Genomic DNA, 14,647 nt, shown 5'->3' with positions numbered 1-14,647 from the left:
GGCCTGCCCGCGAAACCGCACCCGCGTACGGCGGGAGGGGGCGGGTCGGGGGGTGTCCGCCCGCAGCGGTTGGCGCGTCAACCCGGGCAAGTCGGTAAGTGACCGATTCCGCGCCGTTCCGAGGACGGACACCCCCCGGCCCGACCCCGACCCACCCACCGGACAGACGGCGCCGCAGGCACCCGCACCCGCACCACCCCCTACTGGTCCGACGAGAACCGCACCGCACCCCCCGGGATCCGCACGTCGCACCACACCCGCGCGCCCTCGCGGAGTTCGTTGTCGGGGCCCACCACCGCGCCGTCGCCGATGACCGCCCCCGTCAGCACGGACCGGCGCCCGATGCGGGCATGGGTGCCGATGAGGGAGTCGGTGATGACGACGCCGGGCTCGATCACCGCGCCCGGCAGGATCGTGCTGCCGAAGACACGCGCGCCCTCCGCGACGAACGCCCCCTCGCCCACCACCGTGCCGCCGGCCAGTTTCGCGTCCGGCGCGACCCTCGCCGTGGGCAGCACGAGACGGTCGCCGCAGCGCCCCGGCACCGCCGGAGAGGGCGCCCGGCCCAGCACCAGATCGGCCGAACCCCGCACGAACGCCGCCGGGGTGCCCAGGTCGAGCCAGTACGTGGAGTCGACCATTCCCTGCAGATGCGCGCCCGCCGCCAGCAGTTCGGGGAACGTCTCCCGTTCCACCGACACCGGCCGGCCCGCCGGGATCGTGTCGATGACCGACCGGCGGAAGACGTACGCCCCCGCGTTGATCTGGTCGGTGACGATCTCCTCCGGCGTCTGCGGCTTCTCCAGGAACGCCGTGACGCGCCCCGTCTCGTCCGTCGGCACCAGCCCGTAGGCCCGCGGGTCCGTCACCTGCGTCAGGTGCAGGGACACATCCGCGCCGGTCGTCTCGTGCGTGCGCACCAGCGCCCTGATGTTCAGCCCGGTCAGGATGTCGCCGTTGAAGACGAGGACCGGATCGTCAGGACCGGAGTGCAGCCGTGACGCCACGTTCCGGATCGCGCCACCCGTGCCGAGCGGCTCGTCCTCCGTGACGTACTCGATGTGCAGCCCCAGCGACGAGCCGTCCCCGAAGTGCGGTTCGAAGACCTCCGCCAGATAGGACGTGGCGAGCACGATGTGCTCCACGCCCGCCGCCCTCGCCCGCGCCAACTGATGCGTGAGGAACGGCACCCCCGCCGCCCTGACCATGGGCTTGGGCGTGTGCACCGTGACGGGGCGCAGCCGGGTGCCCTTGCCGCCGACCAGGAGGATCGCTTCTGTCACCTGTCGTCTCTGCTTCCTGCCGGGACCGGCCGAACTGTCGTTCGGCCGGCCAGTGTATGCAGACCGATGTCCGGTGCCTTCGACGGCCGTACGCCCTCACCGAAAGCCCCCCTCTGAACACGTCCGCCCCGTTTCTCCACCTGACGGTGGGTCCGCCGAGCCCCGCGGCACGCCTCCCGGCCCTCATGGCCGCCCCTGGAGACGTGACGCCTGCTCACGGATGGATCCGAGCTTGCCGTACAGAACCCGTCCTGGGCAGTCCGTCGCGAAACCGTCACGGTGTCCCGAGATGACGTTCAGTCGTACGTTCGTACCCTTTTTGTAGAGGTTGCCACCGCCGGACTTCAGGTTTGTCCTGCCTCCCGGATCGGCTCCGAAGAGCCCGAGCTTCCAGGCCGCCACCTGCCCCACGGCCTTCACCGTCGTCGCAGGCGGTGAAGCGGTGCTGAACGTGCCGATGACGGCGATGCCCGTGCTGTCGTTGTTGAACCCGAGGGTGTGAGCCCCCATGACCGCCTTCGCCACACCACCGGCGCGTCCCTCGTAGATGTTTCCGCACTTGTCGACGAGGAAGTTGTAGCCGAGGTCCCGCCAGCCCATGCTCACGACGTGGTAGCGGTAGATACCGCGAATGACGGATGGGGCCTGTGCGCAGGTGTAGTTGTTCCCGGTGGCGGTGTGGTGCACGAAGGCCGCCTTGACCGTCTTGGTGTAGAGGAACCCCTTCTCGCGCACCTTCTCGTCCGCTCCCCAGCCGTGCCGGGTGGTGATGCGCGGACGCGGGCCGATGTACGGCTGGGCCAGTTGCTCCTGGGTCATCTCGCCGGCGCGCAGCACGAACAGTTCGTCCTCGGTGTCCGCCCGGCCCAGCGCGGGGATCTCGGTGGCGCCGAGCGGGGCGAGCAGGGCGTTGGGCTCCGCGGAGGCCGCGGTCTCCGCGCTGAGGGGGCCGGTGAGCGGGGGGTCGCCGTCGGCACCGGAGCGCCCGGCGTCGGCATCAGCGGCGGCGGCATGGACGGTGGCGGCATGGGCGGTGGCGGCATGGGCGGCGGCGTCGGCCTCGCCGGTGTCCGCGTCGGCGGTGTCCGCGTCGGCGTCGGTCTCCGTCCGGCCGGGGTCCACGAGTTCGAGGCGGAGGCCGGAGGGGAGCGGGCCGGCCGTACGCCCGTCCGGGCCCACGGGCTCGACCCGCACCTCCACGCCGTCGGAGTCCCCGACCCACAGCGGTGCCGTGGCGCCGCGCAGGCGGCCGGAGGTGGCTTCGGGGCTGCCCGGGTCGGGGGCGTGTTCGCCGGTGTGGGTCTCGATGTCCTGCCAGCCGGACCAGGAGCCCGTCCCGGCCGACCGGGTACGGACCTGGACCCGGCCCTGGAGTGCGGCGTCCGGGTCGTCCCAGACGACGCCGACGAGGGAGAACCGCGGTACGTCCTGGCGGGGGAGGCCCTGCGCGGCGGGCGCGCCGGGGGCACGCTCACCGGTCAGGGGGACGAGGGGGAGGGACTGGGTGCTGCCCGGCACTTCGGGCTGCACGGACCGGCCGGCTGCTCGGCCGGCCTCGGGGCCCGGCGCCGTCGCGGCGCCGGCGGGCAGGGTCAACGGCAGGGAGAGGGCGGCGGCACACGTCACGCCGATGGAGGAAGCAAGGAGTCCACGCATGCTCCTGATCCTGGACATAGCCCTATAAATCTGTCCATCGGGGAATTGACACGCCGTCGAAAGGGACTCGCCCGAACCGGTGGCCCCACCGCTCCCTGCGCGCCCGGCCGCGCGCGTACGCTTGCGCGGGTGAACGCCACCGATCGCACCCCTGCCGACCTGCTGCGTTCCGCGCTCGCCGCGGACCCCGCGCGCCCCTTGGTCACCTTCTACGACGACGCCACCGGAGAACGGGTCGAATTGTCCGTGGCCACCTTCGCCAATTGGGTGGCCAAGACGGCGAACCTGATCCAGGACGGGCTGTCGGCCGAGCCGGGCGACAGGATCGCGCTGCTGCTGCCCGCGCACTGGCAGACGGCCGTGTGGCTGCTGGCGTGTTCCTCGGTGGGCGTGCTCGCGGACATGGACGGCGATCCGTCGCGGGCGGACTTCGTGGTGGCCGGCCCGGACCGGTTCGAGGACGGCCTCGCCTGCCGCGGCGAGCGGTACGCGCTGTCGCTGGCCCCGCTGGGCCGGCGCTTCCCGTCCCCGCCGGCGGGATACGCCGACTACGCGGTGGACGTGCCGAGTCACGGCGACCGGTTCGTGCCGTACGCGCCGGTGGACCCGGAGGCGCCCGCGCTGATCGTGGCCGGGGCGGAGTACACCGGGGCGGAGGTCGTGGAGCGGGCGGCGGCCGACGCTCCCGGGCTGGACCTGACGGGCCCCGGATCGCGCATCCTGTCCGCACGGCCGTACGGCACCTGGGAGGGGCTCAGCGCCGGGCTGTACGCCCCGCTCACGGTCGGGGGGTCCGTGGTGCTGTGCCGGAACCTGGACCGGCTGGACGGCGAGCCCCTGGCCAAGCGCATCGAGGCCGAACGCGTCACGGCGACCGCCCGCTAGGGCCTGCCCGGCCCCGGCGCGCCCCCCTCTCCGGCCCCCTGGGCTTCTCCCCCGGCGCCCCCGCACGAGAGCCCCCTCCGGCACCCCGACGGCTGCTCCGCGGCCACCCCCACACAAGAACCCCCTCCGGCACCCCTGCGCTCCTCCCCGGCCACCCCCACACAAGAACCCCCTCCGACCCCCTGCGCTCCTCCCCGGCCCGCCCCTCCAACCCCCTCTCGCACACGCCCCCTTGGCAGGCCCGGCGTCACCCGATCGGCCCATCAGCACCCGCGTCCGCACCCCATCCGGGCCATGGTCGAAGGAGCAGTAAGGGCAGCGCGACACGCTCGGACCGTTCGTACACGCTCGTACTCCATGAGGGGTGGACTCCGTCGTGAGGGACACCGCAGGCATGCCATCCGGGGGCCCGGACGACACCACGCCGACGGTCTCCCTGGGGCCGGGCGCCGGGTCCTCGGCAACCGGCGACGGGCTCATACGCCGGCGCCGGCGCCGCTGGACGCACGGAGGGACCGCCGGGATCGCGGCGATCCTGGCGGGCGCGACGTTCGCCGGATGGATCGTCTACACGAAGCTCGACGGGAACATCACACCCGACGAGGCCGCGGCCGCCGAGCTCGCGCGCTACGAGCGGGAAAGGCCCACCGCGCTGGTCCGGGACGCTCAGAACATCCTGCTCATCGGTTCGGACTCGCGTGCCGGTGAGGAGAACGGCGAGTACGGGCGGGACACCGGCACCGAGCGCTCGGACACCACCATCCTGCTGCATCTGTCGGCCGGGCGCGGCAGCGCCACCGCGGTGTCCGTCCCCCGCGACCTGATGGTGGACGTGCCGAGCTGCCTGCGCCCGGACGGCACGCGCAGCGACCCGATGTTCGCGATGTTCAACTACGCCTTCGAGACGGGCGGTTCGGCCTGCACCATCCGCACCGTCGAGAAGATGACCGACATCCGGATCGATCACCATGTGGTCGTCGACTTCAGCGGGTTCAAGAAGCTGGTCGACGCCGTCGGCGGCGTGCGGATCTGCGTGGCCGAGCCGATCGTCGACGAGGACGCCAAGCTGCGGCTGCCGGCCGGCCTCGTCACGCTCGACGGCGAACAGGCCCTCGGGTACGTGCGCGTCCGCAAGTCCCTGGGCGACGGCAGCGACACCGAGCGGATGGAGCGCCAGCAGCAGTTCCTCGCGGCCCTGGTGCAGAAGCTGCGCGGCAACGACGTCCTGCTCAATCCCGTGAAGCTGTATCCCGTCCTGGACGCGGCGACCTCGGCGCTCACCACGGACCCGGGCCTGGCGAGTCTGCGGGGTCTGTACGACCTTGTCCGCGGTCTGCGGAACATCCCCACGGACCGTGTGCAGTTCCTGACGGTGCCGCGGGAGTCGTATCCGGGCAACGCCAATCGCGACCGGCTGCTGGAGCCCGAGGCGGAACAGCTCTTCGAACGGCTCCGCTCCGACGCACCGGTGCAGGTCTCCGGAAAAACCGTTCTGGATTCCGCCGGAAGCGCGTACGAGGAGAACGGCGGTACGGATTCGCAGTCGAACGGTTACGGGGAGTACGCCGATTCCGTCCTCTCCCCCGTTTCCCCGGCACCCACGTTCAGCGGGAAGACCGCCGTCGAGGACGACTGCCGGTAAAGCGCGGACCAAGTCATCAGACATTCGTTCCGGGAAATGGGCGGATTGCCCAGTTGTAGGAACGTGGAATTCGTCACCGTCGTCGCTCGACGTTGAACTGGGCGGATAGTGTGAGCGCTTCGGTGCACCCCGACCCCCGGTCACACAGTCCATTTCCGGGGTCGCGCACTGTACGAGGTTTGTACGAGACCGAGCGCCTCAAGGGGGAAGGCGCCGCGTGGCCCCGACGGAGGATTCAGGCAACCGTGGACGCGCAAGGCCGTGGGCGGGCGGAGAACATCGATCCCGCAGACCAGTGGGTACTCAATCCGAACACCGGCGAATACGAACTGCGACTGGGCCCTTCCACACCGCAGTCAACGGTTCCCGGCCCGCGCAGAGCGGGCAACCGCGGTTCCGGCGGAGCACCCCGCGCCCGGACCTCGCCCGCCGGGCGGGAGAGGACCGGGAGGGAACCGGCCGGGAGGGAACCGGCCGCGGGGGAGAAGCCGAGCGCGTCCGACCGCGGTGAGGTGCCGGGGCAGCGCAGGCGCCGTGGCGCGCCCGCCGAGCCCCCCGCCGGGCGGCGCGGACGCAGGCCCGCGAAGAAGTCCGGGGCGCGGAAGGCCGTGCTGTGGACCGGCGGCGTCCTGGCCTTCGTGCTCGTCGCGGGTGCCGGGGCCGGATACCTCTACCTCGACCACCTCAACGACAACATCGACTCCGTCTCGGACGACGGTGCGAGCACCGGTGGCTTCCAGACGGACAAGGCCATCAACATCCTGCTGATCGGCACCGACAAGCGCACGGGCGCGGGCAACGGGTCCTACGGCGACACCGACAGCCCCGGCCACGCCGACACCACGATCCTGCTGCACGTCTCCAAGGACCGCTCCAACGCGACCGCGCTCAGCATCCCGCGCGACCTCAAGGTGGACATCCCGGACTGTCCGACCACTCAGGAGGACGGCACCACGGAGGTCATCCCGGGCACGCCGGACACCCGGTTCAACGAGAGCCTGGGGCAGAGCGGCCGTACGCCGAGCTGCACCATGCGCGCGGTGACCGAGCTGACCGGGGTCAAGCCGGACAACTTCATGGTCGCCGACTTCAACGCCGTCAAGACGCTGACCACGGCGGTCGGTGGCGTCGAGGTGTGTCTGGCCAAGGACATCGACGACGACAAGTCCAAGCTGAAGCTGTCGGAGGGCACGCACACGATCCAGGGGGAGCAGGCGCTGGCCTTCCTGCGCACCCGGTACTCCGTCGGCACCGGCGGCGACCTGAGCCGGATCGGCCTCCAGCAGCAGTTCCTGAGCGCGCTGATGCGCAAGCTGAAGTCCAACGACACGCTCACCAGCCCGTCGAAGATGCTGAAACTGGCCGAGGCGGGCACCGAGGCGCTGACCGTCGACTCCCAGCTGGACAGCATCGGCAAGCTGAAGGACCTCGGTCTCGAACTGGGCAAGCTGAACGTCAAGAACCTGACGTTCACCACCGTGCCGGTGGTCGACAACCCGGCGGAGACCGTCAAGGCCACCGTCGTCGTCAACGAGTCGCAGGCGCCCGCGGTGTTCCAGGCCATCCAGAACGACGTCTCCTTCACCGCGGTCAAGGAGAAGAAGGCCAAGGAGAAGGCCGAGGTGGCCGCCCGGCTCAAGGGCAGCAAGGCCGACGCCTCCGAGGTGCGGGTGCGCATCCTCAACGGCGGCGCCCCGGGCGGCAGCGCCTCGGAGACCCTCAGCTGGCTCCAGCTCGAGGAAGGCGTGTCCAAGTCGGAGAACGCCGGGAACGCCGACGAGGAGCTGGGCAAGACCACGCTGGAGTACGCGCCGGACCAGGCCGACCAGGCACGACGGCTGGCCGAGATCATGGGGCTGTCCGGCTCCGCGATGAAGCCCGGTGAGAGCGTGACCAACGCCCAGGGTCTGCCGACGATGACGCTGACGCTCGGCAAGGACTTCAAGGGCGCGGGCACACCTGTCTCCGGTCCGGCCAAGGCGCCGAACGTCGAGAAGTCCACGGCGGACAAGGTCGTGTGCGCCGAGTAGGAAATTGAGGGGTAACCCAACGGGTCCGTCATGCGTCTGACTTGGCGCGGGGCGGACCCGTTTGTTGACGGCGCAGGAGCGGGAGGGCAGGCAGATGGCACAGAGCAGTGTGCGCAAGGACGTGCCGGCGGTGGAGGGCACGGACACGGAGCCCCACACCGCGCGGGACGAGGAAACCACGGGCACACGCGCGGCGGTCCGCGGCGAGGCACATGGTGGTGGCGGGCGGCGCGGGGGAAGCCGGGGCACTCCACGGCGGCCTCGCAGACGGCGTGTGCTGCGCTGGTCGGCGACAGTGCTGTCGGTGGTCATACTCGGGACCGCCGGCGCGGGTTATCTCTACTACAAGCACCTCAACGACAACCTGGAGACCGGCCGGCGCAGCGGCGGCGACTCCAAGGCCGAGAAGCCCCGGCCGAACGCTGCCGGGCAGACACCGCTGAACATCCTGCTGATCGGCTCCGACAGCCGGAACTCGGCGGAGAACGTGAAGCTCGGCGGCTCCAGGAGCAGCATGGGCAACAAGCCGCTCGGCGACGTGCAGATGCTGGTGCACCTCTCGGCGGACCGTAAGAACGCGTCGGTGGTGAGCATTCCGCGGGACACCAGGGTCGACATACCCGCGTGCACGGACCCCGAGACGGGCGAGACGTATCAGCCGACCAACCGGATCATCAACGAGTCCCTCGCCCGCGGCGGGCCCGGCTGCACCCTGACGACCTGGGAGAACCTCACCGGGGTCTACATCGACCACTGGATGACGATCGACTTCGCCGGTGTGGTCGACATGGCCGACGCGATCGGCGGCGTCGAGGTCTGCGTACTGCAGAACGTGTGGGACCGCCCGCTGCCGGGCGTGCCCGGCGGCTCCGGGCTGAAGCTGGAAGAAGGAAGCCGCAAGGTCCAGGGCAAGCAGGCCCTGCAGTGGCTGCGCACCCGGCACGCCTTCTCCAGCGACCTGGGCCGGGCCAAGGCCCAGCACATGTACATGAACTCGATGATCCGCACTCTGAAGGAGCAGAACGCCTTCACGGACACCGGCCGGCTGATGGACCTCGCCGAGACGGCCACGAAGGCGCTGAAGGTCTCGGAGGAGATCGGCAGGGTCGAGGATCTGTACGACCTCGCCATGGAGTTGAAGACGGTGCCGACGAATCGCATCACCATGACGACGATGCCGTCGGTCACCGACCCGCAGGACGCCAACCACCTGGTGCCCCACAGCGCGGACGCCGAGAGGCTCTGGTCGATGATCCGCGACGACGTGCCCTTCGACAAGAACGGCAAGCCGACCTCGAAGAAGCCCACTGACCTCGCGGACAAGGACGGGAGCACCGCGAGGCCGTCCGGCGACCCGGCCGCCGACGACGCCGAGATCGGCGTGCTGGTGCAGAACGCCACCGGGTCCGCCTCCGCGGGCGCCGTCGACGGGCGGGCGAGCACGCTCGCCGGGGCGCTGGTGGCGAAGGGCTTCACCAGGGCGGCGGCGGACACAGCGGGCGGGCTGTCCGTGGAGAAGACCGTCGTCCGCTACCCCAGCGCCGAGTTGGAGGGCGATGCCCGGCGGGTCGCCGAGTCCCTCGGGATTCCGCTGAGTTCGGTGCGCAAGTCGACCGATGTCACCGGGGTCACGCTCGTCGTGGGCGCCGACTGGCGCGACGGCACGACGTATCCGAAGCAGGAGGCGCCGAAGGCCGGAGACGTGCCCGAGTCGGCGGGCGCGATCAACGGGTCGGACCGCGGCCAGTGCATGGACGTGTACGCGCCCTACCGCTGGTAGCCGTGGCGGGGCGCGCCTAAGGGCGCGCCCCGACGACGCTCACGCGGTGGCGGAGTCCCGCACGGCGGGGCGGCGCGAGGCGATGACCCGCTTCGCCAGGGACCTGGGGCTGGTCAGGAAGCCGTACCCCCACGACATGTGCATCGTGGCGAGGGCGACGGGGATCTGGAGCCGGGCCTTCAGCGGCAGGCCCCTGCCCGCCGGCACGGAACCCAGGGTGATCGCCGCGAGATAGCCGCCGGGGATCAGGAACCCCCACGGCGTCAGCGCGGCGCCCACGACCAGACCGGCGGCGATCGCGCAGACGGCGGTCGGCGGGGCGAGGTAGCGCAGGTTGATCGAGCCGGCGTGGTAGCGGGCGACGACGTGCCGCCAACGGCCGTAGTCCTTGTACTGCTTGGCCAGCGCCTTCACGCTGGGCCGCGGCCGGTACGACACCTTCAGCTCGGGCGAGAACCAGATCAGCCCGCCGGCCTCGCGTATGCGGAAGTTGAGCTCCCAGTCCTGGGCGCGGATGAACTCCTCGTTGTACCCGCCCTGCTGTTCGAGGGCCGCGCGGCGGAAGACGCCGAGGTACACGGTCTCCGCGGGCGCCGCCTGCCCCCCGGTGTGGAACGCGGCGTTGCCCACGCCGATCTTCGACGTCATCGCGGCGGCGACGGCGTGCTCCCAGTCGTTCTCGCCCTCGGCGTGCATGATGCCGCCGACGTTCTGCGCGCCGGTCTCCTCCAGGAGCCGCACGGCGGTCGCGATGTAGTTCGGGGAGAGGATGCCGTGGCCGTCGACGCGGACCACGACCGGGTGCCGGGACGCCTTGATCGCCGCGTTCAGCGCGGCGGGCGTACGGCCGGTCGGGTTCGGGACGGTGTGCACGCGGGGGTCCTCGGCGACCAGTTCGGCGGCGATCTCGTCCGTGCGGTCCGCGGAGGGGCCGAGGGCGATCACCACCTCCATCTCGCCGGTGTACTCCTGGGCGAGGATCGCGTGGACGGCGCCGCGCAGATGCCGCTCCTCGTTGAGGACGGGCATGATCACGGACACGGCGGGGAGCTGCACGTCGGGCTTCGTGTTCATAGGGGGCTCACGTTACCGCGAACGGGGGACAGCGAGCCGCCCCGCCCGTGGCGGTGCAGCGGTCCACAGATCGTATGGGCCTACGGTGCTGATGATCCCACGTACGGCCGTAGCGCCCGCTCCAGCGGAGGTCTTCCCATGCCCGCCTCGCCGCCTCGGTCCCCTGCCCGCCCGCAGCGCCGCCCGCAGCCGCGCCGCGCGGTGCGTCCACCCGTACGGCGGAGGAAGCCGCGTTGGGCCATGCGGGCGGTGACCACGCTCTCCGTGGTGATTCTCGCCTCGGCCGGGATCGGGCACGCGGTGGTCAGCAGCCTGGACGCAGGGATCGCCCGGGTGGATCCGTTCAAGGACATGAAGAACCGGCCGCGCGCCGGACACGGGATGAACGTGCTGCTGGTGGGCACCGACGGCCGGGACAAGATCTCCGAGGCCGAGCGGCGCCGGTACCGCCTGGGCGGAGCGCCCTGCCACTGCACCGACACGATCATGATCGTGCACATCTCGGAGGACCGGGAGCGGGCCAGCGTGGTGAGCCTGCCGCGCGACTCCTACGCGGAACTGCCCCCGCACACCGACCGCAACAGCGGCACACCGCACGCGGCGCACCCGGTGAAGCTGAACGCGGCCTACGCGGAGGGCGGGCCGCAGCTGACCGTGCGCACGGTCGAGCACATGACACGGCTCAAGATCGACCACTATCTGGAGATCGACTTCACCACCTTCATGCGGACCGTGGACGTCCTCGGCGGGGTGAAGGTCTGCGCCGCCCGCCCGCTGAAGGACTCCCACACCGGCCTGGACCTCCCGGCCGGCACGCACCGGCTGACGGGGGGCGAGGCCCTGCAGTACGTGCGCGCCCGCTATGTCGACGGGGCATCGGACCTCGGGCGGATGCAGCGCCAGCAGCACTTCCTGGCCGGGCTGATCGACCAGTCGACATCCTCCGGGGTGCTGCTGAACCCGATGAAGTTCCGGGACGTGACGCGGGCGGTGCTGGGCTCGGTGCGCGCGGACAAGGGCTTCGGCACGGACGAACTGCTGGACCTCGGCCGGGCGATGCGCAACTTCTCGCCGTCGTCGTCGGAGTTCACGACGGTGCCCATCGGCCGGATGGGATACCCCGTGAAGGGCATCGGCTCGACGCTGAAGTGGGACCCGGTGCGGTCCGGGCGGCTCTTCGCGGCCCTGCGCGACGACAAGTCGCTGGCGGAGAACCGGCCCAGGGACACCACTGCGCGCGTGGACGTGGCGCCCGCGCAGATCCGTGTCCAGGTGGAGAACGGCACGAGCACCCGGGGCCTCGGCCGCCGCACGGACGCCGCGCTCGCGGCGACGGGCTTCGCCACCACCCGCCGGCCGACCGACTCCGCGACCCAGTCCGTGCGCCGCACGATCATCGCCTACGACCCCCGCTGGGACCGCTCGGCGAAGTCGCTCGCGGCCGCCCTGCCGGGCAGCGAACTGCGCCCGGTCAAGGGGCAGGGGGCCACGCTCAAGGTGATCGTCGGGACGGACCACCGGCAGGTGCGGAAGGTGAAGGCGGCGGATGTGCGCGAGGGGGAGTTCGGGGTGGTGCGGGGCGACGAGGTCAAGTGCTCCTGAGCACTCCGCCACTGCACCGACGCCGTCGCTCCCCGGACCCCGCCGGTCCGCGCCCCCTCGGTGCCCGACGCCCGCCGCTCAGTCCTCGATGCCCTCCGCCGCGCGCCTGGCACGCAGGTCCAGGATGGCCCGGCGGCGGGCCAGGCGGTGGGTGCGCCGGATCTGGGCCTCCTGGCAGCGGCGCTCGTCACGCTCCGTCTCCGGCAGGACCGGCGGCACCCTGCGGGGCTTGCCGTCGGCGTCGACGGCGGCGAAGACGAGGTAGGCGGAGCCGACGTGGGTGGGCGGGGCGGACTCGTTCCAGCGTTCGGCCAGGACGCGGACGCCGACCTCCATAGAGGTCTTGCCGGTCCAGTTGACCTGGGCCTTGACGTGGACGAGGTCGCCGACGCGGACCGGCTCCAGGAAGGCCATCTCGTCCATGGACGCGGTGACGGCGGGACCGCCGCTGTGCCGGCCGGCCACGGCGCCCGCCGCGTCGTCCACCAGTTTCATGATCACACCGCCGTGCACCGTACCCAGCAGGTTGGTGTCGCTGTGGGTCATGATGTGGCTGAGAGTGGTCCGGGATGCCGAGGTGGGTTTACCCGGGATGTCCGAAGTGTCCGGGGTCTCCGGCTCCGGGGGGCTGGCCTGGTCTGTCATGGCCTCCACCTTATGCCGAGGCCGAGGGCGCGGAATTTGTGTCAGCTTGGCAACAGCACCGCTCTGATTCTCCGCCGGACCTTGTGAGGCACATGTCCCTGCCCTGCACACTGGGCGCATGAATGACTGGCCCCAAGGATCGTCCGACGACAACCGCGACAACCGGTACGGACGCGGCAGTGCGGGCGCGCAGCCCGAGAGCGCCCGCGTGATGCGCCAGGTCCGGCGCGGCCCGACGGCACCGCCCGGCGGCCGGCCCGCTCCGCCGCACGGAGTCCCGCAACAGCCGTCGTACGTCGACGGACAGGGGCACGACGGCTACGACAGCGGATACAACACCGGCCAGGTCTACGGCAGTCCGGCCGGCCGGGGCCCCGGTGGACCCGGCGGCCCCGACGACGGCTACGGCTACGGCGGTGGCGCGCCGCGGCCCGCGCCGAACTGGCGGCGCCGTATCAAGGTGACATCGATCACGCTGGTCACCGTGCTGGTCGTGACGCTGGTCGGCACGTACTTCTGGGCCGACTCCAAGCTCAACCGCGAGGTCGACCTCTCCAAGGTGATCGACCGCCCGGAGGCGGGCGAGGGCACCAACTACCTCATCGTCGGCTCCGACAGCCGTGAGGGCATGACCGCCGAGCAGAAGAAGAACCTGCACACCGGGTCCGCCGAGGGCAAGCGCACGGACTCGATGATGATCCTGCACACCGGCGGCAACGGCCCGACGCTGATCTCACTGCCGCGCGACTCGGACGTGGAGATCCCGACGTTCGTCGGCTCCGAGTCCGGCAAGACATACCAGGGCACCGGCCGGCATGTGAAGCTGAACGCGGCCTACGCCGAGGACGGGCCCGAACTGCTGGTCCGCACCGTCGAGTTCAACACCGGACTGCACATCGACCACTACGTCGAGATCGGTTTCGCCGGGTTCGCGAACATAGTGGACGCGGTCGGCGGCGTCGAGATCGACATCCCGCAGGACATCAAGGACAAGAAGTCCGGCGCGGACCTGAAGAAGGGCAAGCAGGTCCTCGACGGACAGCAGGCCCTCGCCTTCGTCCGCACCCGCTACGCGCTGGCCGGCTCCGACCTGGACCGCACGAAGAACCAGCAGAAGTTCCTCTCCGCGCTCGCCAACCAGGTGGCCACCCCGAGCACCGTCCTCAACCCCTTCGCGCTGTACCCGACGCTCGGCGCCGGCCTGGACTCGCTCATCGTCGACAAGGAGACGGGCCTGTTCGACCTCGCCGACATGTTCTGGGCGATGAAGGGCGTCAGCGGCGGCGACGGCAAGTCGATGAACATGCCGCTCGCGGGCAGCTCCGGCGGCAACCTCCTCTGGGACAAGGCCAAGGTGAAGACGCTCGTCGAGCAGCTCAACAACGACGAGAAGGTCACGGTCTCGGGTGACTGACACCCGGGAGCCGCGGCCCTTCGACGCGGTGCTCTGCGACGTCGACAACGTGATCCGGTTCTACGACTCCTCCCGGGTGACCGCCCTGGAGCGCGCCGCCGGGCTGGCCGAGGGCATCACCATGAAGGTGGCCTTCGCCCCGGAGACCGACCTGCCGCTGATGCTGGGCCGGATCGACATGCGCGAGTGGGTCGAGGGGATCGTCGCCGGCTTCGCCGGGCTCGCGCCGGAGGAGGTGGCGTACGACCTCGCCCGCGCGCTCGCCGACGCGCCCTTCCACGCCGACGCGACGGTGGTCTCGCTGCTGCGCCGGGTCCGGACCCTGATGCCGCTGGTCCTGGTCACCAACGCCACGGTGACCCTGGAGGCGGACCTGGAGACGCTCGGCCTGACCGATCTCGCCGACCACGTCGTCAGCAGCGCGCGGGTCGGGCTGGTCAAGCCGGACCCGCGGATCTACCGCATCGCCGCCGATCTGGCGGGCGTACCTCTTCACCGGTGCCTCTTCGTGGACGACGGCCCGGAGAACGTCGAGGCGGCTGTCGCGCTCGGTATGACGCCCGTCCACTTCCGGGAACCGGCCGACCTGGAACGGGCCCTGGCGCCGCTGCTCTGAGCGGCGCCGGGGCCCTTCGG

11 protein-coding genes are annotated in these 14,647 nt (G+C 71.2%); 7 read left to right on the top strand and 4 right to left on the bottom strand.

Going from position 1 to position 14,647, the window contains the following annotated elements; all coding sequences use genetic code 11:
- Window positions 1-200: 200 nt before the first annotated feature.
- Window positions 201-1,283: a sugar phosphate nucleotidyltransferase gene (locus ACWCPM_RS27615; RefSeq protein ID WP_450978957.1), complete on the bottom strand. Its 1,083-nt coding sequence runs from the start codon at window positions 1,281-1,283 to the stop codon at window positions 201-203.
- A 183-nt stretch (window positions 1,284-1,466) separates the two neighbouring features.
- Entirely contained in the window at window positions 1,467-2,939 is a 1,473-nt protein-coding gene (locus tag ACWCPM_RS27610) for a peptidoglycan recognition protein family protein (protein ID WP_450978956.1), read from the bottom strand.
- A 129-nt stretch (window positions 2,940-3,068) separates the two neighbouring features.
- Between ACWCPM_RS27610 and ACWCPM_RS27605 the strand changes: the two genes are divergently transcribed.
- From ACWCPM_RS27605 to ACWCPM_RS27590, 4 genes are all read left to right on the top strand, one after another.
- Window positions 3,069-3,824 (top strand): TIGR03089 family protein, encoded by a 756-nt coding sequence (locus ACWCPM_RS27605; protein ID WP_450978955.1) that lies wholly within the window; start codon window positions 3,069-3,071, stop codon window positions 3,822-3,824.
- Between the two features lie 394 nt (window positions 3,825-4,218).
- On the top strand, window positions 4,219-5,466 hold the full coding sequence (locus ACWCPM_RS27600; RefSeq protein WP_450978954.1) for an LCP family protein: 1,248 nt from the start codon (window positions 4,219-4,221) through the stop codon (window positions 5,464-5,466).
- A gap of 245 nt (window positions 5,467-5,711) precedes the next feature.
- Window positions 5,712-7,496, top strand: a complete 1,785-nt coding sequence (locus ACWCPM_RS27595) for an LCP family glycopolymer transferase (RefSeq protein ID WP_450978953.1) — start codon at window positions 5,712-5,714, stop codon at window positions 7,494-7,496.
- A gap of 94 nt (window positions 7,497-7,590) precedes the next feature.
- Window positions 7,591-9,276 carry an LCP family protein gene (locus tag ACWCPM_RS27590; RefSeq protein WP_450978952.1) on the top strand — a complete coding sequence of 562 codons (1,686 nt, stop codon included), beginning with the start codon at window positions 7,591-7,593 and terminating at the stop codon, window positions 9,274-9,276.
- Between the two features lie 39 nt (window positions 9,277-9,315).
- Here the strand turns inward: ACWCPM_RS27590 and ACWCPM_RS27585 are convergent, their stop codons facing one another.
- Window positions 9,316-10,350, bottom strand: a complete 1,035-nt coding sequence (locus ACWCPM_RS27585; protein ID WP_450978951.1) for a glycosyltransferase family 2 protein — start codon at window positions 10,348-10,350, stop codon at window positions 9,316-9,318.
- Between the two features lie 138 nt (window positions 10,351-10,488).
- Here ACWCPM_RS27585 and ACWCPM_RS27580 point away from each other — a divergent pair, with 138 nt between their 5' ends.
- Window positions 10,489-11,952 (top strand): LCP family protein, encoded by a 1,464-nt coding sequence (locus ACWCPM_RS27580; RefSeq protein ID WP_450978950.1) that lies wholly within the window; start codon window positions 10,489-10,491, stop codon window positions 11,950-11,952.
- Between the two features lie 78 nt (window positions 11,953-12,030).
- Here ACWCPM_RS27580 and ACWCPM_RS27575 read toward each other — a convergent pair whose 3' ends face one another.
- On the bottom strand, window positions 12,031-12,597 hold the full coding sequence (locus tag ACWCPM_RS27575) for an acyl-CoA thioesterase (protein WP_450978949.1): 567 nt from the start codon (window positions 12,595-12,597) through the stop codon (window positions 12,031-12,033).
- A 118-nt stretch (window positions 12,598-12,715) separates the two neighbouring features.
- Between ACWCPM_RS27575 and ACWCPM_RS27570 the strand changes: the two genes are divergently transcribed.
- Both ACWCPM_RS27570 and ACWCPM_RS27565 read left to right on the top strand, forming a co-directional pair.
- Window positions 12,716-14,011, top strand: a complete 1,296-nt coding sequence (locus ACWCPM_RS27570; RefSeq protein WP_450978948.1) for an LCP family protein — start codon at window positions 12,716-12,718, stop codon at window positions 14,009-14,011.
- Window positions 14,004-14,627, top strand: a complete 624-nt coding sequence (locus ACWCPM_RS27565) for an HAD family hydrolase (RefSeq protein ID WP_450978947.1) — start codon at window positions 14,004-14,006, stop codon at window positions 14,625-14,627. The genes ACWCPM_RS27570 and ACWCPM_RS27565 overlap by 8 nt, the downstream gene beginning before the upstream one ends.
- The last annotated feature ends 20 nt before the right edge of the window (window positions 14,628-14,647 follow it).

The organism is Streptomyces sp. NPDC002309 (assembly GCF_053593375.1).
This window is presented reverse-complemented; position numbering and strand designations above follow the sequence as displayed.